We start from the raw sequence: 24,301 nt of genomic DNA, 5'->3' as shown, positions 1-24,301 counted from the left end.
AATACCTGACGGAAGCTAAATATTTTTTTATAAAATAAATCAGTAATAAAAGTTACAAATATACAAGATGAAATATGAATAATAGATATAAAATTTTGTATAATTTAGAATTTAATAAATAATCTTGATATAATAATTTTAGTATTAAAAATATAATTTATTTTAGGTTGATATATGTATAGAATGGCTTTTTTTAAAAATAACTACCCTGAAATAATAATTAGAAAAACATTATATCAATTTTCAAGATTTACCGAGTGGAGGCTTGAAGAAGATATTGAGAATTGGATTATTTATATAATAAACGATGAAAATTTAGAAAAAAATAAAAATATTTTTAATAGATATTTAAATGACAATTTATTGAGATATGAAATTGATAAAAATACTCTTTTTTTAAGGGAGCAAATTATAAAAAAATCTTTAGAAAAGATTTATAGTGAATTATAAATATTTTCCATTTAATTTTAGACAATTACCTTCTCAAAAATATATTTTAACTAATAGTACAGGTAGCTTTGGAATTATCAATTCAAGAGATGATTTAAAAAATTTAATTTATCATAAATATGAAAATTTAGAAGAAAAGCTATTGAATAACCTTGAAGCAAATAATTTTATCTATATTGAAAAAGATTATAAAATAAAATTAAATATATATTTGACAAATTTATCTACAAAAATTTACTCTAATTTAAATAAACCAAGTTTATTTTTAATAATTCCTACATTAAGATGTGATTTAGATTGTAATTATTGTCAAGTAAGTAGAGTAAATATAAATAAACAAGGTTATGATTTAGATATTAAATATATAGATGAAATTATAAAAGTTATAAATCTTGTTTCAGATAAAAGCTTTAAAATTGAGTTTCAAGGTGGTGAACCATTATTAAATTTTAATTTTATAGAAACTTTTGTCAAAAAAATAAAAGAAGTAATTACTAATAAAAATATTTCATTTGTAATTTGTAGTACTTTGAATAATATAAATGATGAAATTTTAAATTTTTGTAAGAATAACAATATTTTTTTATCAACTTCTTTGGATGGTAACAAAGATATACATAATTCTAATAGGCCTTCTAGATACTATAACAGTTATGATAGATTTACTGCTAAATTAAAAGAATCAAGGAAAATATTAGGTAAAAATAATATAAGTGCACTCTCAACTGTTACAAAAGAAACTTTAAAAGATTATAAAAAATTTATTCAAGGTTATTTAGATAATGAATTTACAACTATTTCTATAAGACCTTTGACGTTTTTAGGATATGCATTTAATGATAATAAAATTTATTCTGCTGAAGATTTTTTTGAGTTTTATAAAAACTGTTTAGAATATATTTTTGATATTAATAAAGAAAAAGTTTTTATTGAAGAAAATTTACTTATTTATTTATCAAAAATATTTTCTCCTTTTGAAAATAATTATTTAGATTTGCAATCTCCATCTTCATATATGATGGGAGCATTAGTATTTAACTATGATGGAAAAATATTTGGTTCTGATGAAGCAAGAATGTTATGGAAAATGACTAAATTTAAAGAACTAGAATTGGGTGATATTACTACTAAAGAATATAATTTTTTAGATAAGAATAATATTACTGTATTGAGTAATTCATTTATTGAAACAATGCCAGGATGTGAAGATTGTAGCTATAAAGAATATTGTGGCGTAGATGTTTTTCATCATTTATCAACTCAAGGAGATATAATAGGTGATAAATCAATTTCTTTTTTTTGTAAATTACATACTATGATTTTTGATTATATATTTGACTCATTAATTAATAGAAAAGATATTATGGAGATATATTTAAAGTGGAAAAACCAATAAGAATAGATACATTTAATTATAAATCTGATAATTTAATTAACGGTATGTTTATTTTTAATAAAAAATCTATACAAACATATGATAATTTATCAGAAATATCTTATATTGGAAATAATCAATATAGTATACAATTTAATGATGAGAAAATACTATTTTCGAGTGATAATCTAAGAGAAAATGTTGTTGATGGAGATATATTGATTTTTCATCAAAACAATAAAAAAATATCTACTTATTTAACAAATTTTTCAAATGAAAATACCATCTTAGTTACTGAAAGATGTAACAGCAAATGTTTATTTTGTTGCCAACCCCCTAAAACAAAAAATGATGAATATTTATTTGATGAAGCATATAAGGCAATTATAAATTTTGAAACAAATAAATTTATTGGAATTTCAGGTGGAGAACCAACTTATAATAAGGAAGTATTTCATGAATTTTTAAATAAATTAAATTGTAGTGGGAATACTAACTCTTTGCATATTTTAACTAATGGAAAATCATTTGAAGATTATGAGTTTACAAAGAAAATTTGTAAAGAATCTTTAAGAGATTTAGTTTGGGCTATTCCACTATATGGATTTAATTCAAAAATTCATGATACAATAGTTGGCAGTAAAAATTCTTTTAATAAAACAACAAAAGGGATAATTAATTTATTAGAATTTGGACAAAATATTGAAATTAGAATTATTCCAAATAAGTTAAATATTAAATATTTAGAAAATATCATAGATTATATTTTTTCTACTTTTAAAATGATTAATAGTATTTCTATAATGAATATAGAACCAATAGGTTATGCAAGAAAAAATTATGATAAATTATATTTAAAAGTTAAAGAACAAAATAAATATATAGAAAGAGCTATCTATAAAGCTAGATTATATAATTTTAAAATATTTTTATATAATTATCCATTATGTTTATTATCTGAAGAAATAAGAGATTTTTCAATAAAATCTATTTCAGATTGGAAGAATTATTATTTAGAAGATTGTAAATTTTGTAGTAGAAGAAATGATTGTTGTGGGTTTTTTACTTCTGCAACAGATAAATATATAGAAAAGGTAAATATAATATGAAACAAAATTTAAAAGCTTTAGCTGGATTACTTGGAATATCTTTTAGTGCACAAGCCTCTTATCAATCAAATATAACTGATGATATATCAAATGCAAATTTTATGTTGAATTCTTTAGACAATAATACAGAAAAAGCATCTATTTTAAATTCACATGTTTCAGATATTTTAGCTGCTCATAGAAGCCATAGTTCTCATAGAAGTCATAGCTCTCATAGATCTTCTTCAAGTGGGGGATATTCAAATTATTCATATGGTACAAGTAAGAACTCATCGACATACACACCATATCAAGCACCTAAATTGATTGACAATACTACCTCTATTAAAAAGCAAACTACTACTAATAGATCTACAGAAATAAAAAGTGATAATACTGTTGATAAAGATAAAAGAGAAAAAATAGTAAGACAGGTTCAAACCGTTTTATTATTAGAAGGATTATATAATGGTCCAATAGATGGTATTATTGGAGATTCTACAAGAAAAGCTATAGATAGTTTTAAAAAAATACATAATATAAAAAGTGAAAGTTATTTAGGAATTGATACTTTAAATGCTTTAGGAATAAAAGGGTTTTAGTATTAAATCATTTTAAAAAATTTATTATACAAACGTGAATTTTGTGAAAAAGGTAAATTTTATTTTTATAAACTTGTTAATTTAAAAAAGTAACTATAAGTACCAAATAATCTTTGTAAATTTGCTTTTATAATATCCATATCATTTTTTTTTAAATATTTTTTAGCATTTTCAATCTCTTCATTTGTAATCATATCTCCAAATGCTAAATATCTAGGAGATACATCATTAACTAAATTGTCATACCAAAATGATAAATATTTGATTTCTTTTACCATATCCCAATAAGTTAATTGATTTTTCTTCATAAAATTTCTAAAATTATTAGGATAATTATCAAAAATATATACTATGAGTCCAAACAAAGAAAAAAGTTCTTGAACATTTAATCGATTAAAAACTGGTGGTGATAGTTTAATATGTTCAGCTAACTTATCTTTTAACATCTTAAATAACGGATTTTGGTTTATAAAATATGTATGTTTTCTTAAAAATATTAATTTTGTGATTTGTATTATGGTTATAAAAAATACGAAAGGGTATAACCATTTATCTTTAAATCGAATATATCCTTTTTTTAAAATATACATTAATTTTTCTTGAGCTTTAATTCCATAGATTACATTTGCTTTTATAGTTTGTTTTTTTGATTTTCTTAAATCAAGTCCACATTTATGACAATATATATAACTTTTTGAATCTTGATACATTTTAATAATGGAGATTTTACTATTACATTTAGGGCATGCATCATATAAATAACAATTGTGTTTAACACAAGTAGTAATAAAAATGAATTTCCAATATTGTCTAAAATAAGGGATATTGTCTTTTCCGAGACATATTGGGCAAAATTTCATATTTGAAATAAAAACTTTATTATTAGCATTCATTATTTCATCTTCATATAAATACCCTGTATATTTTTTTAATGTTAAAGATAAAATATCAACTTTATTTTTTGTTTTTTTAGTAAATATTTTTATAAATTTATCACTTAATGCAACATCTAAATCACGTTTTAATATATCTCTATTTTCTAATCCGAAATGAGTATTTAAAAATGTTTGAGGATGTGTATAATGAATATATGATGTTCTTGCAAACCATGATAAAAAACTTTCATCTTCAAGAGGTTTTAAAATAATTAAAAATAGTTTGTTTTTTAAATTTCCTGGTTTTAAATTTTTAGTAATCATTCTCTAAATAATTTACTATCTTTTTCTGATTGATTCATAGATCTAAATCTGCAGTTCTTTATTTCAGATAATGTTATCCTTTCACTTTTAGTTTTTATTGCATAAATAGCTGATTCTTTTAATAAATCTGCCATATCACCTATGTAACCTTGTGAGATATTTAAAATTTCTTGAGCTAACTCTTGAGTTATAATATTCTCTTGTTTTAACGGAAAAGATGCAATAAAAGTTGATATTAAAGAAACATATTCCTTATCCATTTTCCATTTAGGTAAAAAAACTGGCCTAAATCTACTCATAATTTGTGAATCTGTACTAATAGTTCTTAATGCATCTTTTATCCCAGATAATACAATTGGAATTTTAAGTGTATTACTTAAATTTTTAATTGCATTCATTATTTGTTTTTGTCTTGAAACAGATCCACTTAATACATTATGTATTTCATCTATAATTAACATTTCCACATGGAGTACCTTTAAATAATGCTCTACTAAGTATTGCTTTTTAGAAAGGGACATACTTTCATTAAATGGTGCACTAAGCGTATGTAATATTTGGCTATATAACCTTGTTTCACTAGGTTCAGAAGGAGCAATTATATAAAGAATTGGTATACCCATAGTATAATAATCATTTAAAAATTCCTCTGAAATGTTTTGATCAGTTTTTACAAAGTTATCATATGGAGGATATTTGTTAATAAATTCTTCTAATAGAGATGTTTTACCATTAGTTGATGCACCAACTAATAAAATACTTGAAATTCTACTTTTATCTTTTTCATATTTCTTTAAATCTTCTAAAATATTGAATATATCCTGTGCCTTTGGATAATTTATCCATCTTTTTTTTGTAATATATTTTATTCTTTCATTATCATTTTCTGTCAAAAAAGATTCAGCTTCTATTGTTAAAGTTATTCTAGCCATTTTTTTTCTTATCTGTTTTTACATCAAAAATTTCAATATTTTCAAATAATCCATCAAAATGTTCAGGATTTACTTCAGTATAATTATCATAAAGTTTTTCTCTTTTTTCTGCAACTGTTTCCTTTATTTTTACTGTTCTTTTTCTTTGATCTTTAACATATGTTTTGTGTTTTTTCTCAATTTCAGATTCAATTTCATACAATTTTTCATAAGCTTTGAAAATATCATCTTCATTATAATTCTTAATTTTTTGATTTTTCAAATATTTTTTTACTGCATATAAATCCCATAAAGTCATTGCTGGTGCTGAAAGTTTTCTGTATGGTATCTCAAAATATTCTTTTAATTCTGGATCATAAAAATAAATCATCTGTATATTTAAAGGGTCTCTTTTTATTTTATGATTCACCCTTTTATTTTTATCATCTTTTATTCCTATCCAATGTCTTAAAACATCAGAATAATATGTTACCCCATCTATTGTTATTCCATCTTTTTGTATTGTTCTAATTTCAGTCGGTAATAAAGATATTCTTACATTATCAATATTATCTAAAACGGGAGCTAAGCCAACTCCTGGATTTTCATCATTACCCATAACCCCTTCTAGATATTTTTGTTCAGGAGTCATAAATATTTCACTATGATACTTTTTATGATAAATATTTACAATATATTGCAATAACCAAGTTGTAAATTCTTCTATTGTATATGTTGCATTTTTATTAGAATTGTAGTCACCTTTTTCGACAATATCTCCAAATGTAGTTCCTGGAAGATTATGAATACTTTCATTATGAGTTTTAAATGCTCTTTCTATATGTGGTCCAAATTGAGGTCTTGCAACAGGTCTTTTTTGAAGAGATATTCCATATTCATCGCATACTCTTTGCATATCCTCACAGACTAAATCGGGACCATTATCTACACCAATTATACGTGGAATTCCATATGCATTCCACTCTCCTTCAACACCATATTTTTTTAATAAATTATCTTTTTTATTAAAAATACTGAACATACACTGAGATACATTATAAAAAGCTGGACCAAGAAAAGATACATATATACCAACGATCATTCGAGAATAAACATCTATTGCCATTGTTAAAATTGGTCTTCCTAGTGCTTTACGATATACACTATCAACTAATATTATATCCAATGGTGTATGATCTATTTGAATAAAATCAAAAGGGAACTTCCCTTCAGGAAATTTCCCATCAGCATTATCAAATTCTTCTTTTGCTCTTTTATAACCATATCTTCGTTTTATTACTTTTTTAGGTTCTATTTGTGATATTCTATATCTAATAGTATTTCTGTGTGGAATTTTTAGACTTTCATGTTTGCAAGCAAGATAAATCTTATTATATACTCTATTGAAACTATATCTTTGTTTATTTAAATAAATATTTTCTATAATATCACTAATAATTTCATTAACTCTTGAATCTAACCTATTTCCTTTTTTCCCCCTTTTTGAAGTTGCTGGTACAAGAGAACTAATTTCTCCAGTTTTTTCATAAAGTTTAATCCAATTATATAAAGTAACATAGCTATATCCATGCTCTTTTGCTACTAATTCAACATCATACTTTGTTCTACTTACAAAAACCAAATCCTTAATAATTTCTTCTCTCCTTAATGCCTCTGCCCATTCTTCAGTAGAATAACTATCAATATGTCTACTTTTATGATTATTTATATTATTTGATTGTAAATCATCTAATAAAATAGTTACTATTTCATTAGACAATAAATTTTGAATTTCTAGATTTTTAATATTTATTGTTTTTAATATTCTCCATTGTTCTCCCATGTAATTAATGATTGTTCCTGGTTTTAAATTTATTTTTCCCATATATCACTTCCAATTTTAATTACAGTCTTATTGGTTAATTTATCATAAAGCTTTATAAGATGTGTGTTATTAAATATATAATTCCATACATAAGGTAGATAAAGTAACTGTTCTCTTTTGTTATTAGCTAATTTTTCTAATAATTGCTCAACAGTAATAACATCATTTAGTTTTTTAAGTGTATTTTCTATAAATAAAAACTTTTCTCTATCTTCTTTAAGGTATGCAAAATTATATAAAAATTTTAAATTATCTAAAGTTCCATTATAAATATTTTCATTAGTTACTACTTCTAACTCTATATGTACGTACTTAGGGAAATATATAATCAAAAAGTCAAGTTTTTCTTTTAGTTCAGTTCCTTTTTTATATCACTTAAATATTTAACTTCAAAATATTTTTGTATATTATTCTGGTAAGTCACCAAACAATCAGGAGTATATCTATAACGAATTCCATCCTTATATTCATAATAAATTCTTAAAGGTTGCTCTTCATAGCTCAGAACATTACTATTAAATTCCAATGTCATATAGAAATCTCTTTCAAGAATTGATTCATACGCAATTTGTTTATCGTTCTTAAAACTCTTAAAATATCCAGTCGATGAAATATAACTTTTTTTAATTTTTCTAACACTCATGTAAACATTATACATCTCTTTTTTAAATTATTCAAGATATAAATGTATTTAAGTTTATTTTTGTATTTATAAATATATTTAAGTTAATTCTTGACCATATTTAAATTTATTATTATACTAATATTAATCGAAATATCGTTTTTATAGAAAATTCATTTAATTTTTTTATTGTAAATTACATGATTAGTGGAACAGGGCTTGATATTCGATATCCTGCAATAAATAAAAATATGATTTTGGAGATTGAACAACAAGGATTAGTTTTAAGCCAATTTGCTCCAAATACTCCATCATTACCGAGAAATTTTGCTATTAGAAATGAAATCATAGTTGCGTTATCTGATATTTTGATAGTTGCCTATGCAGATTTAAAATCAGGAAGTATGAGAAGTATAGAATATGCACTTAAAATGAATAAAGATATTTATGTTTTACCTCATAGACTAGGAGAAAGTGATGGAACTAATCAACTTTTAGTAAAAAGTAAAGCAAAAGCTATTTATGATATTGATGCGTTTGTATCAAACTTTGGAACCCAAGTTATGAAAAATAATAAAGATGAATTTTTAGAATATTGTAAAAATAATCCTTTATATAATGAAGCTGTTTTTAAATATGGAGATAAAGTTTTTGAATATGAACTATTAGGAAAGATAGAGATAAAAAATGGAAGAATAGTAATAAAATAAAATTTACTACTATTATATTAAAATCTCAACTGATAAGTTATATCTCCAGCACCTACTCCTAAAAAGATACCTTCTTCATAAGTTTTTATGATTTTATCATCTTTAATTAGTTCTATTTTACCTTTATAAGCTACAACTCTATCGGCAAATATTGGGTTATAACTAGCAAACTCTTTTTCAAAATCTATTTCTATTTTCTTTTCTCCAGCAACTGTCCATATAGGTAGGATGATAAGTTCATCACATCTTTTAAAACACTTTTTAAATCCTTCAAGATTATCACTTGTTCTTGAGTATTTATGTGGTTGCCAAAGAACTATTCTATTATTAAAATTTGTAAGATTATCATATAATTCTATAGATTTCATAGTTGCTTCAATCTCTGTTGGATGATGTGCATAGTCATCAATTACTACAAATTTCTCATTTGATTGAACAATATCAAATCTCTTTTTTATTCCTTTATAGTTTAAAAGATTTTTTCTAATAGTTTCAATATCAAGCTCATTTAAAGCTGCAAGTATTGCCAAAGAAGCATTTGTAGCTATATGAAAACCAAAACCCCAAACTTCAAAAGTTCCAAAATCTTTTAAATCAAATTTTGTACAAGGTTGCCCTTCTTTTGTTGTGTAACAAAGGTTTTTTATATCTTTTGATGGATAAAGATAAGTTGCATCTTCAATATCAAGTTTTTGAATATCTTTATCTTCTGCATTTACTACTCTTTTTTTTGCTAAACTTAAAAAAGTTTCATAAGATTCATAAAATTTATTGTAATCATAATGATAATATTCCATATGTTCAGGCTCTGCATTTGTAACTATTGCACAATATGGATTTGAAAGTAAAAAAGAAGCATCACTTTCATCTGCTTCAAAAGCTACAATTTTATCTATATATCTAAAATTTGATCCAAATTCTTTTGAAATAGCACCTATTAATGCACTACTTTGTAAAATAGTAGCTAAAATAGCTGTTGTTGTAGATTTTCCATGTGCTCCAGCAACACAGTAATTTTTCTTATCTCCTAAAATTATAGGTAAAGCTTCTTTTCTACTTAAAGTTCTAATTTGTTTAAGTCTTGCTTCTATTAATTCTGGATTTTCATCAGTAACTGCAGCTGAATATATAACTAAATCTAAATCTTCATTGATATTCGAAGCTTCTTGAGGGCAAGATATTTTTATCCCTTCTCTTTCTAAATCTTTTGTTATTGAAGAGCTTTTCATATCAGAACCACTTACATTATGTCCATCAAAATTTAAAAATCTAGCTAATGCTGAAAGACCTATCCCACCTATTCCTATAAAATGAACTCTCACTATTTTCTCTCCATTATCAGATGTTGTAAATTTTTATATTCTTCTTCTAAAATATCTTTATTCTGTTTTAAAAAATTATCTATATCAAAATTAAAGTTTGTAATAAAGTAACCATATTTTTCATCTTCTATTTTACTATCACTAAATATATATTTATCGTAGAAAGTATCAAAGTCTAAATTTTTTAATAAAAAAACCAATAAAACTTTCAAAGACTTTTTTAAAATTTCATCATCTAAAATATTTTCTATTACAAAAATCAACTCTTTAGCACCAGATATATTTTCATTTGTCCACTTTTCAATTGAATGTTCATACAATGCTCTAACATAAAAAAGATTTTCATTTTCTAAATTTAGTTTTTCTTTTTTTTCAATTATTTTTTCTACATTATCAAATGCTGTTTTTAATATCTCTTGATAAAGTTCATTTATTTTATCTTCATCTAAATCTAAAACTAACATAGAATCAAGTGTTTCATACATTAAAGCTATATTTCTTACCTTAATTGAATTTACTCTTGCTTCTTCTAAATATTTTAAAAAATCAGGATTTGTTCTAGCTTGAAAAAGCTCTTCATTTGTCATAAAATTCCTTTTTAATCTTCAGATACTGGAATTAAAATTTGATTAAATTTATTTAAATCAAATGCTACTAAATCACTATTTGTATAGAAAAATTTGATAAAAGATCTATTTTTAAACATTTTTTGTTTCAATGGTAAGAGTTGTAATATATCTTTTTGTTTTTTTAATTCTCTTATAGGATTTTCACTACCTCTTATAATTTCTAATTTTTCATTAAAAATTTTTGCAAGACTCTCAAAATGATTTATAAGATTTGTTTGTCCTTCTTTTTCACCTATTGGATCAAAATCTAATATTTTTGTTTTTATTTTTAATTGTGTAGAAACATCAAAAACAATAGGAGAAATTTGTTCATAAGATCCACTTTCGTTTAAAAGTACACTTACACTTTTTACTGCTTTTAAACTCTCTTTACCAAATTTAAAAATAGGTATCTTCAAATCAAGTAAAAATCTTAAGTTATCTCTATTTTTAAACATAGCTAAAGTAAGCATCAAAAGACCAATATTATATTTTCTTCTATCTTCTTTTATAATTTGTTGAAAACTTTTATTTGCATAATCAATTTCTAGAATAATTGTAGGAAAATATTTTACTTCTTCTTTTATTTGATCCATTATTTTTACTGTTGTTGGACGTGTAACTTTTATAATAAGTAAAGAATTTTTTAATTTATTATTCATAAATTTAGCTTCATCAATAGCTTTTTTTACACTCTTTTCATTTTCTAAATATAAATCTAAATATAAATATATTTTACTTCCAAATGGCATAGGAAACTGTCCTGTTGTTTTTCCTATTGCATTGTAAATATTCATCAAAATACTAGGTTTACCAATAACTAAAATTAAATCATTTGGTTTCAAAACTAAAAATGGCTTTATATCTATCATTTTTTGGTTTCTATAAACTCCAAATATTCTCCATTGTTTTTGTTCTATTGAAGCAATTGAACGATAAGCATATGAACTTCCAAATGGAATTTTTATTTCCATTATTTCACCTTGTTTAAGCCCAATATTTTGTGCTAAAACTGGAACATTTGGTAATCTTTCTACCATTCCATTTGCTAATACTTCAATCCCTTTATAGATATTTAAATAAGGATCTTCAATATTTATTCCCCAATAGTCTAAAATAGTAATTTGAAGATTTTTTTTATATTCTCTAAGGTTTTTTATAACACTTAATGTCTCATCTTTTGAGTTAAGTGCCATTAAAACTTCTATATGTATATTTTTTTTCAAAACCATAGATAATTTTGAATTTGAAGTTGGATCAAACTTATAAAAAGTAAAATTTGAAGGCATTTGTGATGGTAAAATAACATCATTCATATAAACTACATCGTAACTATTATCGCCTGTATTTGCTTCAACAATTCTTTGTAATAACTTCTTTGCAATAATTCCATCTAGTATAATTAATATTTTTTTCATAGCGGAAATTATATCTTAAAAAGTTTAATAGTAGATTTTAGATAAACTACAATCTTATTTTAAAAAAGGTTTATATTATACTATGGAATTTCAAATTGACGCAACTTCAAATGGTGCTAGAGCATGTACAATAAAAACAGCTCATAGTACTATATTAACTCCTGTTTTTATGCCTGTTGGTACTCAAGGGACAGTAAAAGCTCTTGATGCAAATGATATGCTTGAACTTGGAGCAAAAATTATTTTAGGAAATACTTATCATTTGTATTTAAGACCTGGAAGTAAACTAATAAAAAAATTTGGTGGGCTTCACGGATTTTCTAAATTTCCAAACTCATTTTTAACAGATAGTGGAGGATTTCAAGCTTTTTCATTAAATTCTAATTCTAAACCAGATGAAAATGGAATAATGTTTAAATCACACATAGATGGAAGTAAACACTATTTTACTCCCAAAAGTGTTTTAGATACTCAATATGACTTAAATAGTGATATTATGATGATTTTAGATGATTTAGTAGCTCTTCCAAATACAGATGAAAGAATAAAAAAGTCTATTGAACGAACTACAAAATGGGCACAAGAAGCTATAGAATATCATATGGAACAAAAAACAAAAGGTATAGGAAGAAATCAAAATATATTTGCCATAATACAAGGAGGGACTTCTAAAGAATTTAGGAAATTAAGTGCCCAACAACTTTGTGCAATGACTGATTTTGATGGTTTTGCAATTGGTGGACTTAGTGTTGGAGAACCAAACAAAGAAATGTACGAAACGGTAGAGTGGACTACACAATTTATGCCAAAAGATAAACCAAGATACCTTATGGGAGTAGGAACACCAGAAGATTTAGTAGAAAATATTGAACGTGGTGTTGATATGTTCGATTGTGTTATGCCAACAAGAAATGCTAGAAATGGTACACTTTTTACAAACTTTGGAAAATTAAATATTAAAAAAGCTGAATTTAAAGATGATGAAAATCCAATAGATAATACTTGTGAATGTTATACTTGTAAAAACTTTAGTAGAGCATATTTAAATCACTTATTTAGAGCAGCAGAAATTACATATTTTAGACTAGCATCCATTCATAATATTCATTACTATCTAAATTTAATGAGTGAAGCTAGAAATGCTATTTTAAAAGATAATTGGTCTGAATTTAAAAAAGAATTTTATTCTAAAAGAAGCAAATAATCTCTTTTTTGATAAAATAAAAAACTAAAATTTTAAGGAAATTTGAAAATGACAGTAGTTGATGATAAACTAATTGCAAAATTAGAAAAACTTTCTAGTTTAAAACTTGATGATTCAAAAAAAGAAAAAATGAAATCTGATATAGCTCAAATGTTAGACTTTGTTGAAAATTTAAATGATATTGATGTATCAAATATTGAAGCGACATTTAGTACTGTAAGTGGTGGAACACCTTTAAGAGAAGATATATCAGCTCAAAATTTAGAACTTTCAAATCATATTCTAAATCATGCTCCAAAAAGTGAAAATGGTTACTTTATAGTTCCAAAAATTATAGAATAAGGTTTTACTATGATTATAGTTTATGGTATAAAAACTTGTGGAAGTGTAAGAAATGCACTAAAATTCTTTAAAGACAATAATATTGAAGTTGAATTTTTTGATTTTAAACAAAAATCTCCAACAGCTGAAAGAATCAAAGATTGGACAAAAAAAGCTGATGTAAATATACTTTTTAATAGTAAAGGTACAAAGTATAAAACTTTAAATTTGAAAGAGTTAAATCTTGATGAAAATGGTAAATATGAGTGGCTTTGTAAAGAACCTATGCTTTTTAAAAGACCAGTTATTGAATATGGTGATAAGCTTATAGTTGCTTGGGATGAAGAAGAGTATAAAAATATTTTTTTAAAATAAAAGGAGTTTTTATCTCCTTTTATTTTCTAGCTTCTTTTAAAGTATCAGCTATCATAAATGATAATTCTAAAGCTTGATCAGCGTTTAATCTTGGATCACATTGAGTATGATATCTATCCGCTAAACCAGCTTGAGTAATAGCAGCTGATTTACTTCCTGTACACTCTGTAACATTTTGTCCTGTCATCTCTAAATGTATTCCACCAGCATAAGAACCTTGTGCTTTATGTATTTGGAAAAATTGTTTTACTTCACTTAAAATTGCTTCAAAATCTCTAGTTTTATAACCATTTTCTGCTTTAATTGTATTTCCATGCATTGGATCACTTGACCAAAGTACTTTTTTACCTTCTTTTTCAACTTTTTCTAAAAGTTTTGGAAAATGTTCAGCTATTTTCTCTGCTCCCATTCTAACAATTAAGTTCAATCTTCCAGCTTCATTTTCAGGATTTAGTGCATCTATTAATCTAATTAATTCATCTTCTTTCATTGAAGGTCCAACTTTACAACCAATAGGATTTTTTATACCTCTAAAATATTCTAAATGTGCTCCATCTAAATCTCTAGTTCTATCACCAATCCAAAGCATATGTGCAGAACAGTTAAACCAATCTCCTGTAATTGAGTCCCTTCTAGTAAGAGATTCTTCATAATTCAATAAAAGAGCCTCATGAGAAGTAAACAATGTAGTTTGATTTAATTGTGGAGTATTTTCACTTGTTATTCCACATGCTTTCATAAATGCTAAACTTTGAGAAATTTTATCTGCAAGTTCTTCATATTTTGAACCTAAAGTATTATCTTTAACAAAATCTAAATTCCATAAATGTACTTGATTTAAATCAGCCATACCACCTCTTGCAAATGCTCTTAAAAGGTTCATTGTAGCTGCACTTTGATTATATGCTTTTATAAGTTTATAGGCATCTGGTTCTCTTGCATCAACTGTAAAATCAATATCATTTATAATATCTCCTCTATATGATGGAAGACTTATACCATTTATCTCTTCAAAATCAGAACTTCTTGGTTTTGCAAATTGTCCAGCAACACGACCTACTTTTACAATAGGACAACCTCCAGAGAAAGTAAGTACTACTGCCATTTGCATAATAACTTTAAATAAATCTTTTATATTTGTAGCATTAAAAGCATTGAAACTTTCTGCACAGTCACCACCTTGAAGTAAAAAGGCTTCACCATTTACAACTTTTACAAGTTGTTTTTTTAAATTTAAAGCCTCTCCTGCAAAAATCAATGGAGGATATGAAGCTATCTCTTTTTCTACTTGTTTTAAAGCTTCTAGATTATTATATGTTGGTTGTTGTTTTATTGGAAAATTTCTCCAGCTATTTGGTGTCCAATTATTCATATTCTCTACCTTTTTAATATTTTATTATTGGATAAATTTTATCCAATATATCTTAATTAGTGTTTAAGTTTTGACAATAAATCTCTAAAAGAGATTTTAAATGCTTCTAAACCATCTTGTAAAAGTTTTTCATAAACTTTTTTCATATCAATATTTTGTTTAATTAAAGTGTCAAAATACTTATCACATTCTATTTCAGTTACAATTTGAGATGGTTCTTTTTTACCATCTTTTAACCAATCTTCAATAGTAGCTAAAGGAGCAGTATTTACAGAATTTGGATATATCAAACTGTCTATGTAATAACTTGGATTTAATTCATTTCCTTTTACTCCAGTACTTGCAAAAAGTGTTCTTATATTAGAATTTTCAAACTTATTTACTTCATGATAGCACTTAATAGCATTCATAATTCCTAATTTTGAAGTTTGTAAACCCTTTTGGCTTAACTCTTTATCCATTAATCTATCAAATCTTGAAACAAATACAGAAATTACTGCTTTTGTATCTTTATTTGAATCTTTTATTCCCTCATCTAAAGCTTTTGCACAGTTTATTGCTTGTTTTGGAGAAAAAATCAAAGTTGCATTTATATGAATTCCTCTTGAACTAAGTTCTCGCATAGCAATATATCCAGCTTGTGTTGCTGGAACTTTTATCATAACATTATCGGCATTTATAGACTTATATAATCTAATTCCTTCCTCAATAGTAGCTGAAGCGTCATCACACAAAAGTGGATCAACTTCAATAGATATAAATCCGTCATCACTATTCTTTTTATTTAAATTATCTAATAAAAAAGCTGCTCTTTTTATATCTGTTAAAGCTAATTCTTCATAAATTGTTTTTTCATTATTTGCTTGGAGCATATCAAGCTGTTGTTTGTATGCAACAGAACTTGTTATTGATGACTCAAAAATAGCTGGATTTGAAGTTGCACCATGAATAATTCCATTTTTTATTATCTCTTGAAATCTATTCTCTAAAAAATCTCTTTCAATAAAATCACACCAAAGTGAATAATTTATATCTTCTTTCAAATTCATTTTAAGCCTTTATATAATCTAAAATTTTTGTTAAGTCTTTTGTATCAACTACAATATTTGCCTCTTTTTTTAAAACTTCTTTTGCACAAAAAGCCACTCTTGTATCAGCTTTTGCAAACATAGATAAATCATTTGCACCATCACCACAAACTAAAGTATCAACTTTGCTTATTTGTAAAAGAGATTGTAATCTTTCTATCATATCTCCTTTAGAATAAGAGAACATCATATCACCACCAACAAGTCCTGTTAAAAAACCATCTTTTTCATGTAAGATATTTGAAAAATCAGCATCAAGTCCTAATTTTACTTTTGCAGGAGTTGTTCCAAGTCTAAATCCACCACTAAAACAAACTACTTTATAGTTCATTTTTTTTAGTTCATTTATTAACTCTTTTGCACCATTCATCAAAGGTAGATTGTTACAAATCTCTACAACTTTATTGTAAGGCATACCTTTTAATAAAGAAACTCTTGTTGTAAGAGATTCAAAAAAATCAAGCCTTCCACTCATAGCTTCTTCTGTTATCTTTTTTACTTCATCTCCAATATTATAGGCATCTGCAAGAAAATCTATAGTCTCTCCATCCATAAGTGTTGAATCAAAATCAAAAACTGCTAATTTCATAAATTTTCCCTAATTTTAGTCTTTAAAAGATATAATAATATCTAAATTTAACTAAATAGTTTAAAAGGAAGATATTTTAAAATGTTTGAAACACTTATTTCTAAACTTCAAGATGATAAATATTTAACACTTGAAACAACACCTCAACATGAACCATCAATGAACAGTATTATTGATAAAATCAAAAAATTTAAAATAGATACAAAAGTAGATGGTTTTACTTGTACTGACAACCCTTTAGCGAAACTAAAATATAACTCTCTTTTTGCTGCACTTAAAATTCAAAATGAATTTAAAAAACCTGTAATTGCAACAATGACTATGAGAGATAAAAATAAAATAGCTTTACAATCTGATCTTTTAGGTGCAAATGATTTTGATATAAGAGCAATCTTAGCTTTAACAGGAGATCCTGCTAAAATGAGTGATCAACCAAATACAAAAGGTGTTTTTGAAGCAAATTCTTTAATGCTTTTAAAAATGATAAAATCTTTCAACTATGGTATGGATTTTTCTGGTCGTCCTTTTAAAATAGAACCAAAACATATTTTTCCATTTGCAGTAGTGAATGCTTATGCTAAAAACTTTGGAAGTTTAGAGAAAAAAATGCACTTAAAAATTCAAAATGGTGCTGTTGGAGTTATAACTCAACCTGTTTTTGATATTGAAAATGTAAAAAAACTTCTTGAAAGTTTTGAAGTTGCAAAAGAAAATGTTGAAGGGGATAAAAAGAAAGCTCAATTAATTTTAGGACTTTTTCCAATAACAAAACTTAGAACAGCACTTTTTTTATCAGCACAAGTTCCTGGGATTCATGTACCACAATTTTGGATAGATGAACTTGAAAAAGCTCATAGTATAAGTGAAGATGAAGAATATAAAGTAGGAATGAAATTAAGTAAAAATTTATTTGATGAAATAAATAAAATTCATCCCAAAATACACTTAATGACAGCAAACAATAAATTTGAAGTTGCAAGTGAGATTATAGGTTGAAATTAGCTTCTATTGATATTGGATTAAAAAGAATAGGAATTGCTATTTGTCTTACTAGTGATATTATAACTCCACAAAATGCAATTATTAGGAAAAATAGAAATCAAGCAGCAAATGAAGTAAATAGTTTTTTAAAAGAATGGGAAATAGAAAAGCTCATTATTGGAATACCTAGCTCAAATGAAGATACACAAAATAGGATAAAACACTTTACAAATTTGTTAGAATTAGAAATTCCTTATGAATTTCAAGAAGAGAATATGAGCTCTATTGAAGCTGAAGACTTAATGAAAGGCGAAATCAAATATAAAAGAGATGGAAGAATTGATTCAATAGCTGCAAAAATTATTCTTGAAAGATATTTACTAAAAAATAAAAAGGATAAAATATGAATCTAGTATTTAATAGTTATTATACTTTAATAGCTGCCGTTATAGTCTTACTTATAGGTAAATTCCTAGTAAATAAAATAGAATTCTTAAGAAAATATAATATTCCAGAACCTGTTGCAGGTGGGCTTCTAGCTGCTATATGTACAACTATAGCTTATAATGTGTGGGGATTTAGTATAACAACTAGTTTAGAATTACAAACGAGTTTTATGCTCATCTTTTTTGCATCTATTGGACTAAGTGCTAACTTTTATAAACTAAAAGAAGGTGGAATTAGCCTTATAATTTTTCTATTAGTTGTATCTACTTTTATCGTCGTTCAAAATTTTGTTGGGATATCTCTTGCTACAATTTTAGGTATTGATCCATTAATAGGATTAATTGCTGGTTCTATTACTCTTACTGGTGGACATGGAACAGCTGGTGCATGGGGAGAAATACTTGAAACAAAATACGCAATAGAAGGAGCTACAGCTCTTGGTATGGCAGGCGCAACTTTTGGTCTTGTAATGGGAGGAATTATTGGTGGACCTCTTGCAAAATTTTTAATTAATAGATATAAACTTAAAAATACAAGTATTGAAAAAACTCAAAATAATACAAAAGATGAAAAAGTTATCGATGAATTTGTTCCTTTTGAATACCCAAAAGCAGTAAGACTAATAACTACAAATAGTGCAATTACTACTTTGGGACTTTTTGCAGCGTGTTTAGCTTTTGCTGATTTTATGACAGGATTCACAAAAAGCTCACCATTTGAATTACCTACGTTTGTTTGGGCATTAGCAGGAGGAGTTATTTTAAGAAATTTCCTAGAAAATATTCTCAAAATTGAGATTTTTGATAGGGCAATAGATGTATTTGGAAATGCTTCTCTATCTTTATATTTAGCTATGGCTTTACTATCATTAAAACTTTGGCAACTTTCAAATCTAGCTGGAGCTTTAACTATAATTTTAGTTTCTCAAGTAGTTGTTATGATTTTATATGCATATTTTGTAACATTTAGAGTTATGGGTAAAAACTATGATGCAAGTGTTTTATCTGCTGGTCATTGTGGTTTTGGACTGGGAGCTACTCCAACAGCAGTTGCAAATATGCAAGCTATTACTAATATGTATGGTCCTTCACATAAAGCATTTCTTATAGTTCCTCTTTGTGGAGCATTTTTTGTTGATTTAATAAATGCATCTATTATTCAAACTATTTTAAAATTTTTTGCTTAATATTAATAAAGGAGTATTTTTACTCCTTTATTTAATCTTATTTATAAAAATATAATAAACCTAATAGTTTTAAAATTCTTGACCACTTTCCATAGGAAAATTAGTTCTAGAATATTCTACCATTGAACCATCATATACTTTTATGTCCTCTATATTTGCTATGAAGTTAGCAGCAAACCAAAGACCTTTTGCTTTTGCTCCAGTATTACAATATACAATCAATGGTTTATCTAATTCAATTCCAAAACCAGCATTATTTAATAATTTTCTTGAATCTTTTTCATCTATGAAAATATAATAATTATTCTCTTTCTTTACCTGTCTCATCATAGGTGTAAGTTTAGCAGTAGGAATTCTTCCATGTCTTACTAAATCTTCTCTATCATCTTCTCCTAAATAAAATTTTGAATCTCTTGCATCTGCTAGTTGTATATTTTCATCATATATTGCTTCAACAACATCATTTATAGTAGCAACTTCATTTACAAATTTAGATATTTTAAAATTTGAATCTTTAGAGTTAGGGATATTTTGTGTTACCTCTTTTTTCTCACTTATCCATTTTTCAAAACCACCATTTAAAATTACACTATTGTTAAAACCATATATGTATAAACTCCAAACTCCTATTGCTGCAAATTCATAATCTGATTCTGTATTACCAGAGCTATAAAAAACAATTATTGAATCTTTTGTAACACCTGCTTTACTCATCATATCTTCAATTTGTCCTGGAGTATTATAAAGCTTAGGTATCTTTATTGTTGTTCCTCTCTGCCAGTCATCTTTTGAATAGTTATATGCATTTTTTATATGCCCTTTTTTATATTCAGCTTCAGTTCTTGTATCAATAACAACTATATTTTTATTATCTTGATTTTTTTCTAGCCAATCGGTAGAAACTATATGATTTTTTGGAATATCAGCTCCAAAACCAAATATTATAAATAAAGACGAAAGTAGTAGCTTTTTCATCATATCAACTCCTTAAAATATTAAATTAATGATGATACTAGCTAAATATTAATTAAGCTTTCAATAAATATTTATAAGATTTATTTATGTTAAATATATAATAAAATATAATTTAAGTCTTTAAGAATATCTTTATAAAATATACTCTAATTATAAATACTTTATAACTTTATCTTTGTGTATAAGTAAAATCTCTGAAACTCTTTTTTGCCAAGCTCTACCAAAAGTTTCAAGTTCATCTTTTGTTGCTATTCCTTGAAGTCCTTTTTGCATTAAACTTCCATCAAATCCACTTAAGTAAATATCTGATAAATCATAAATCACTTCAATACTTTTTCCATTATCAATCCTAGTAAATCGCATATCACCTTTTATTGGAACTTCATATTTAAGTAAATCATTCCTAAAATATTTACCTTGTAAACCTTTAAATCCATCTTCTTCTTTTGCTCCAGTTATAAAAGAAGCAACATTTGCTATAACTCCAGTTGTTCCTAAAGATTTTTTATCTCTTAATTCAACTTTTATATTTCCACGAATAGGTATTTCATTTTTATATAATTTTTTTAAAGAGGCTAAAGTCATAAGATATGCACCTGCAACAGTAGGACAAGAGTGCCCACTTAGTTTTACAACATCTTCAAAACTAAAAGTATAAGATTTATCAACACCTAAAAACTCTCCAAGAGGATCTTTTAAAACTATTTTCTCAACATCTTTAAAAAAATCTGTATTTAGCATAAGAAACCTTTCATAATTTACCAAGATGGATATGTGTTAGGAGAGGTCAGGGGTTATCCAACTTGGTAATCTCTTTTTATAGAGTAAGTAAGTTTAGTAAATATTTTTTAACTTTTCATTGATTTATATCAAATTATCTATTTTTTTGTTTATTTACAACAACAGCTATTGCAAATCCACCATCATGAGTAATACTAAGAGATGATTTCTTAACTTTAAACTTTTTTCTTAAACTTTTGCTATATTTTATTTTAGGAGCATTGTTTTTATCCTTTTTTATTTTTATATCATAAAAAGAGCAAACTTCTCCAATTCCTGTTCCTATTGCTTTACTTGCAGCTTCTTTTGCTGCCCAAAATCCTGCTGCTGTTTGAGTAGATTTTACAAAATCTTGTTCATTCTTATCTAAAAATCTATCGTAGAACTTATCTCCGAACTTTTCATATAACTTTTTTATTCTATCTATACTTACTATATCTATACCTATCATTTAAACCTATCTTTTGTATAATTTCGCCTATGAATATCTTTGTAAAAAAACTATTATACATTATTGTTATGCTATTTATTATTAGCTTAATATCTTTTTTTGCTATAAATTTAGCTCCAAACTCATTTTTTGCAAGTGGAGAACTAAATCCAAATATTACACCAGAGGCAATAGAGCAACTAAAAGCTATATATGGACTTGATAAACCTTTATATGTACAGTTCTTTTCATGGCTTATAAATATTTTACAGCTTGATTTTGGAATATCATTTGCAAGTGGATCAACAGTAAAAGAGGAAATATTAAGTAGAATTCCTATAACTTTAACTATAAACATTATTTCAATGGTATTAATATTCATCGTTTCATTATATTTTGGTATAAAATCAGCTATGAAGAAAAATAGTTTTTTTGACAAATTTACAAATCAACTTTCACTTTTAAGTTTTTCAATGCCATCTTTTTATTTGGCTCTTATTTTAGTTTTAATTTTCTCTATAAAATTTGAACTTTTCCCAATAGCTGGACTTCATTCTGTACCAAATGATGGAAGTTTTACTTACTATTTAGATTTTGCTTGGCATTTATGTTTACCAATATTTATAATAGTTTTTGCTGGAATTGGAAGTTTAATTTTATATATCAGAGCTTTAACAATAGAAATTTTAAAAAGTGATTATATATTCTTTGCTCATGCTAGAGGATTAAGCAAAAAAACAATTTTAAGATACTACATTCTACCAAATTTATATCCACCAGTTATAACTCTATTAGGTCTTTCTTTACCTGGAGTTATTGGTGGTTCTGTAATACTTGAAACAATATTTTCAATAGATGGTATGGGATTACTATTTTATCAAAGTGCTTTAAGCCATGACTATCCAGTAATTATGGGGATATTAATAATTGGAGCATTCTTAACTTTAATAGGGAATATATTTGCAGATTTAATTTTATTAAAATTAAATCCAAATTATGAAGAGAAATAAATTTTAATAAGGAAAAAAATTGGAAGTTATAAAAACAATCGAAGAGTTACAAAATATTAGAAAGAATATCAATAAAAGTGTTGGTTTTGTACCAACAATGGGTGCTTTACACAATGGACATATATCTTTAATAAAAAAAGCAAAAGAAGAAAACGAAGTAGTAATAGTATCTGTTTTTGTAAATCCAACCCAATTTTTACCAAATGAAGATTTAAGTAAATATCCTAGACGAGAAGAAGCAGATATAAGAATTTGTCAAATGTGTAAAGTTGATTATCTTTTTATGCCTGAAGTATCTACAATGTACACAGACGAAGAAGTTTTAATAAAAGCTCCACAAAATAGCTATATTTTAGAAGGCTTTACAAGACCAGGGCATTTTGATGGAGTTTTACAAATTGTACTAAAACTATTTAATCTTACTCTTCCAACAAATGCATACTTTGGAAAAAAAGATGCTCAACAACTAGTTCTTATTCAACAAATGGTAAAAAATTTATTCTTACCAATAAACATTGTTCCTTGCGATATTGTAAGAGAAGTTGATGGTTTAGCTCTTAGTTCAAGAAATGTATATTTAGATACAACTCAAAGAGAAAATGCTTTGCTTATATCAAAATCACTTTATATGGCTGGTTCACTAATTGCTAGTGGAGAAAGAAACATAAAAGCAGTAAAAGATAAAATCTATAAAATTATGAACTCTTTAGATATAGAATATGTTGCTATTGTAGATAGAAATTTTAATCAACTTGAAATTATAGAACCATCAAATACAATAATTTTAGTTGTTGTAAGATTTGGAAATGTAAGACTTCTTGATAATATTTGGTTGTAAAAGAGTAGTTAAAAACTACTCTTTTACAAATTTAGCTATTTCATTATTATTTTTATCAAAAAGTCTTAAAGTTTTACCATTTATCTCATAACTTTTCACAGTACTAATTACATTTAAGAAGTTATGTTCAGTTGTCATATCAGAACACATCATCATTGTACTTCCAGCTTGTGCTAAAGTTAATTTACCATTATCTTCTTTAAAGCTAGAGAAGAAATTATTACATCCTAAGTTTCCAAATACTCTTCCATCTTCTTCAAAATTAATATTTGCAACTTTAATATTATTATTTACTTCTACATTATTTAAAACTAAAGCTTTCCATTTTGTATTTTTTAAAGTTTTCATATCTTCTAATTCATTTTGTTTTGTACTACAAGCAGTTAAAAATATAGTTGAAATAACTGTAATTAAAAATATATTTAAAAATGATTTTTTTATCATAATTATACTCCTTAAATTTAAAAAAATATACAAGAATATTATCTAATTTTGTATTAATTTACAAAAATCAT

28 protein-coding genes are annotated in these 24,301 nt (G+C 25.4%); 13 read left to right on the top strand and 15 right to left on the bottom strand.

Features of this window, described 5'->3' with window-relative positions:
- Positions 1-174 precede the first annotated feature (174 nt).
- Genes ALANTH_RS01385 through hxsA form a run of 4 tightly spaced genes read left to right on the top strand, consistent with a single transcriptional unit; the run spans position 175 to position 3,515 of the window.
- On the top strand, positions 175-450 hold the full coding sequence (locus ALANTH_RS01385) for a hypothetical protein (protein WP_026807258.1): 276 nt from the start codon (positions 175-177) through the stop codon (positions 448-450).
- On the top strand, positions 440-1,846 hold the full coding sequence (gene hxsB / locus ALANTH_RS01380; protein WP_026807257.1) for a His-Xaa-Ser system radical SAM maturase HxsB: 1,407 nt from the start codon (positions 440-442) through the stop codon (positions 1,844-1,846). Before ALANTH_RS01385 ends, hxsB begins: the two co-directional genes overlap by 11 nt.
- Positions 1,831-2,934 (top strand): His-Xaa-Ser system radical SAM maturase HxsC, encoded by a 1,104-nt coding sequence (gene hxsC, locus ALANTH_RS01375; RefSeq protein WP_051583564.1) that lies wholly within the window; start codon positions 1,831-1,833, stop codon positions 2,932-2,934. Before hxsB ends, hxsC begins: the two co-directional genes overlap by 16 nt.
- Positions 2,931-3,515: a His-Xaa-Ser repeat protein HxsA gene (gene hxsA / locus ALANTH_RS01370; protein WP_026807256.1), complete on the top strand. Its 585-nt coding sequence runs from the start codon at positions 2,931-2,933 to the stop codon at positions 3,513-3,515. Before hxsC ends, hxsA begins: the two co-directional genes overlap by 4 nt.
- Positions 3,516-3,580: 65 nt before the next feature.
- Here the strand turns inward: hxsA and ALANTH_RS01365 are convergent, their stop codons facing one another.
- From ALANTH_RS01365 to ALANTH_RS01345, 5 genes are read right to left on the bottom strand one after another with little or no spacing between them, the layout of a single operon-like run.
- On the bottom strand, positions 3,581-4,714 hold the full coding sequence (locus tag ALANTH_RS01365) for a TniQ family protein (protein WP_026807255.1): 1,134 nt from the start codon (positions 4,712-4,714) through the stop codon (positions 3,581-3,583).
- The gene (locus ALANTH_RS01360) at positions 4,711-5,646 is read right to left on the bottom strand and encodes a TniB family NTP-binding protein (protein ID WP_026807254.1); all 936 of its coding nucleotides are present in this window, start codon (positions 5,644-5,646) and stop codon (positions 4,711-4,713) included. Before ALANTH_RS01360 ends, ALANTH_RS01365 begins: the two co-directional genes overlap by 4 nt.
- A complete protein-coding gene (locus tag ALANTH_RS01355) occupies positions 5,639-7,510 on the bottom strand; it encodes a Mu transposase C-terminal domain-containing protein (RefSeq protein WP_051583559.1) in 1,872 nt (623 codons plus the stop codon). Before ALANTH_RS01355 ends, ALANTH_RS01360 begins: the two co-directional genes overlap by 8 nt.
- Positions 7,498-7,842 (bottom strand): hypothetical protein, encoded by a 345-nt coding sequence (locus ALANTH_RS01350; protein ID WP_026807253.1) that lies wholly within the window; start codon positions 7,840-7,842, stop codon positions 7,498-7,500. The genes ALANTH_RS01355 and ALANTH_RS01350 overlap by 13 nt, the downstream gene beginning before the upstream one ends.
- Before the next feature lie 17 nt (positions 7,843-7,859).
- Positions 7,860-8,168, bottom strand: coding sequence for a TnsA endonuclease N-terminal domain-containing protein (locus tag ALANTH_RS01345; RefSeq protein WP_081801301.1), 309 nt, complete (start codon positions 8,166-8,168; stop codon positions 7,860-7,862).
- 164 nt (positions 8,169-8,332) lie between these two features.
- On the opposite strand from ALANTH_RS01345, the gene ALANTH_RS01340 reads away from it, so the two are divergent.
- Entirely contained in the window at positions 8,333-8,842 is a 510-nt protein-coding gene (locus ALANTH_RS01340; protein WP_029888273.1) for a DNA-processing protein DprA, read from the top strand.
- Positions 8,843-8,859: 17 nt separating this feature from the next.
- Here ALANTH_RS01340 and murC read toward each other — a convergent pair whose 3' ends face one another.
- The 3 genes from murC to ALANTH_RS01325 are packed head-to-tail and all read right to left on the bottom strand — an operon-like array spanning position 8,860 to position 12,190.
- Positions 8,860-10,164: a UDP-N-acetylmuramate--L-alanine ligase gene (gene murC, locus ALANTH_RS01335; RefSeq protein WP_026807251.1), complete on the bottom strand. Its 1,305-nt coding sequence runs from the start codon at positions 10,162-10,164 to the stop codon at positions 8,860-8,862.
- The gene (locus tag ALANTH_RS01330; protein WP_026807250.1) at positions 10,164-10,751 is read right to left on the bottom strand and encodes a hypothetical protein; all 588 of its coding nucleotides are present in this window, start codon (positions 10,749-10,751) and stop codon (positions 10,164-10,166) included. Before ALANTH_RS01330 ends, murC begins: the two co-directional genes overlap by 1 nt.
- A gap of 11 nt (positions 10,752-10,762) precedes the next feature.
- Positions 10,763-12,190, bottom strand: a complete 1,428-nt coding sequence (locus ALANTH_RS01325) for a COG3400 family protein (protein ID WP_026807249.1) — start codon at positions 12,188-12,190, stop codon at positions 10,763-10,765.
- A gap of 82 nt (positions 12,191-12,272) precedes the next feature.
- Here ALANTH_RS01325 and tgt point away from each other — a divergent pair, with 82 nt between their 5' ends.
- Genes tgt through ALANTH_RS01310 form a run of 3 tightly spaced genes read left to right on the top strand, consistent with a single transcriptional unit; the run spans position 12,273 to position 14,090 of the window.
- Positions 12,273-13,394: a tRNA guanosine(34) transglycosylase Tgt gene (tgt, locus tag ALANTH_RS01320; protein WP_026807248.1), complete on the top strand. Its 1,122-nt coding sequence runs from the start codon at positions 12,273-12,275 to the stop codon at positions 13,392-13,394.
- A 48-nt stretch (positions 13,395-13,442) separates the two neighbouring features.
- Complete coding sequence (gatC, locus tag ALANTH_RS01315) at positions 13,443-13,736, top strand: Asp-tRNA(Asn)/Glu-tRNA(Gln) amidotransferase subunit GatC (RefSeq protein WP_029888272.1); 294 nt, start codon at positions 13,443-13,445, stop codon at positions 13,734-13,736.
- Between the two features lie 9 nt (positions 13,737-13,745).
- Entirely contained in the window at positions 13,746-14,090 is a 345-nt protein-coding gene (locus tag ALANTH_RS01310; protein ID WP_026807247.1) for an arsenate reductase family protein, read from the top strand.
- Between the two features lie 19 nt (positions 14,091-14,109).
- Here the strand turns inward: ALANTH_RS01310 and ALANTH_RS01305 are convergent, their stop codons facing one another.
- Genes ALANTH_RS01305 through serB form a run of 3 tightly spaced genes read right to left on the bottom strand, consistent with a single transcriptional unit; the run spans position 14,110 to position 17,139 of the window.
- Positions 14,110-15,462 (bottom strand): class II 3-deoxy-7-phosphoheptulonate synthase, encoded by a 1,353-nt coding sequence (locus tag ALANTH_RS01305; protein ID WP_026807246.1) that lies wholly within the window; start codon positions 15,460-15,462, stop codon positions 14,110-14,112.
- 56 nt (positions 15,463-15,518) lie between these two features.
- On the bottom strand, positions 15,519-16,511 hold the full coding sequence (locus ALANTH_RS01300; protein WP_026807245.1) for a transaldolase: 993 nt from the start codon (positions 16,509-16,511) through the stop codon (positions 15,519-15,521).
- A gap of 1 nt (position 16,512) precedes the next feature.
- Positions 16,513-17,139 (bottom strand): phosphoserine phosphatase SerB, encoded by a 627-nt coding sequence (gene serB, locus ALANTH_RS01295; protein WP_026807244.1) that lies wholly within the window; start codon positions 17,137-17,139, stop codon positions 16,513-16,515.
- 81 nt (positions 17,140-17,220) lie between these two features.
- Here serB and ALANTH_RS01290 point away from each other — a divergent pair, with 81 nt between their 5' ends.
- From ALANTH_RS01290 to gltS, 3 genes are read left to right on the top strand one after another with little or no spacing between them, the layout of a single operon-like run.
- Complete coding sequence (locus tag ALANTH_RS01290) at positions 17,221-18,135, top strand: methylenetetrahydrofolate reductase (RefSeq protein ID WP_026803066.1); 915 nt, start codon at positions 17,221-17,223, stop codon at positions 18,133-18,135.
- Positions 18,132-18,527 (top strand): Holliday junction resolvase RuvX, encoded by a 396-nt coding sequence (gene ruvX, locus ALANTH_RS01285; protein ID WP_026803065.1) that lies wholly within the window; start codon positions 18,132-18,134, stop codon positions 18,525-18,527. The genes ALANTH_RS01290 and ruvX overlap by 4 nt, the downstream gene beginning before the upstream one ends.
- A complete protein-coding gene (gene gltS, locus ALANTH_RS01280; protein ID WP_026803064.1) occupies positions 18,524-19,753 on the top strand; it encodes a sodium/glutamate symporter in 1,230 nt (409 codons plus the stop codon). The genes ruvX and gltS overlap by 4 nt, the downstream gene beginning before the upstream one ends.
- Before the next feature lie 69 nt (positions 19,754-19,822).
- Here gltS and ALANTH_RS01275 read toward each other — a convergent pair whose 3' ends face one another.
- The 3 genes from ALANTH_RS01275 to acpS all read right to left on the bottom strand — a co-directional run bounded on the left by ALANTH_RS01275 (position 19,823) and on the right by acpS (position 21,959).
- Positions 19,823-20,731: a sulfurtransferase gene (locus ALANTH_RS01275; RefSeq protein WP_026807243.1), complete on the bottom strand. Its 909-nt coding sequence runs from the start codon at positions 20,729-20,731 to the stop codon at positions 19,823-19,825.
- A 147-nt stretch (positions 20,732-20,878) separates the two neighbouring features.
- Complete coding sequence (locus ALANTH_RS01270) at positions 20,879-21,469, bottom strand: hypothetical protein (protein ID WP_026807242.1); 591 nt, start codon at positions 21,467-21,469, stop codon at positions 20,879-20,881.
- A gap of 133 nt (positions 21,470-21,602) precedes the next feature.
- Positions 21,603-21,959 (bottom strand): holo-ACP synthase, encoded by a 357-nt coding sequence (gene acpS, locus ALANTH_RS01265; RefSeq protein ID WP_026803061.1) that lies wholly within the window; start codon positions 21,957-21,959, stop codon positions 21,603-21,605.
- A 29-nt stretch (positions 21,960-21,988) separates the two neighbouring features.
- Here acpS and ALANTH_RS01260 point away from each other — a divergent pair, with 29 nt between their 5' ends.
- The gene (locus tag ALANTH_RS01260) at positions 21,989-22,948 is read left to right on the top strand and encodes an ABC transporter permease (protein ID WP_026807241.1); all 960 of its coding nucleotides are present in this window, start codon (positions 21,989-21,991) and stop codon (positions 22,946-22,948) included.
- Between the two features lie 19 nt (positions 22,949-22,967).
- On the top strand, positions 22,968-23,786 hold the full coding sequence (gene panC, locus ALANTH_RS01255) for a pantoate--beta-alanine ligase (protein ID WP_026807240.1): 819 nt from the start codon (positions 22,968-22,970) through the stop codon (positions 23,784-23,786).
- A 15-nt stretch (positions 23,787-23,801) separates the two neighbouring features.
- On the opposite strand, the gene ALANTH_RS01250 is transcribed toward panC, so the two are convergent.
- Positions 23,802-24,230 (bottom strand): META domain-containing protein, encoded by a 429-nt coding sequence (locus ALANTH_RS01250; RefSeq protein ID WP_026807239.1) that lies wholly within the window; start codon positions 24,228-24,230, stop codon positions 23,802-23,804.
- Between the last annotated feature and the right edge of the window lie 71 nt (positions 24,231-24,301).

It is taken from the genome of Aliarcobacter lanthieri, assembly GCF_013201625.1.
Lineage (GTDB): Bacteria > Campylobacterota > Campylobacteria > Campylobacterales > Arcobacteraceae > Aliarcobacter > Aliarcobacter lanthieri.
The sequence above is the reverse complement of the archived record's forward strand: the minus strand, read 5'-3'. Positions and strand labels throughout refer to the sequence as shown.